Genomic DNA, 518 nt, shown 5'->3' with positions numbered 1-518 from the left:
AAGCTGAACGCATTGCGGTGACAGGCTCCAGCGTGTCGTAGCGCATGTTGTCGGTGAACTCGATGTAAAGCATTCTGCTGTACCCCAGAACAGCAACGAACACATGCAGGGGGGATTTGCCGTTTCGCATGGTCCCCCAGTCAACCTGCATCTGCCGTCCGGGCTCGGTTTCGAAGCGAACGACCGGTTCAGCCTGTGCAGGGAGGGTCTGTGAACGGATGAACTCTCTCAGGATAGTCAGCCCTCCACGATAGCCCAGCTCCATGATTTCCCTGGCAATAACGGTCGCCGGGATTTTGTAGGGATGCGCATCGCTGATCCGCTTAGAGATGTAATCACGGTATTCATCGAGCAGTGATGATGATGCCGGGCGTGGTGAATACTGCGGCTTTTCAGATTTGGCTTTCAGGTGGCTGCGGACAGTATTGCGCGAAATACCCAGTTCCCTGGCAATGGCCCGGATACTCATTCCCCGCTTGTGCAGGACTTTAATTTCCATACGAATCTCAAAAGTGATC

The 518-nt window shown here is 54.1% G+C and carries 1 pseudogene; it reads right to left on the bottom strand.

The features are described from left to right. Positions 1 to 517, bottom strand: a pseudogene (locus tag KMHG_RS17000) (helix-turn-helix domain-containing protein); the annotation flags it as partial. Position 518 lies beyond the last annotated feature (1 nt).

This window comes from Kurthia massiliensis (genome assembly GCF_000285555.1).
GTDB lineage: Bacteria > Bacillota > Bacilli > Bacillales_A > Planococcaceae > Kurthia > Kurthia massiliensis.
Note: the sequence above shows the minus strand (reverse complement) of the source record. Positions and strands in the feature narration are given on the sequence as shown.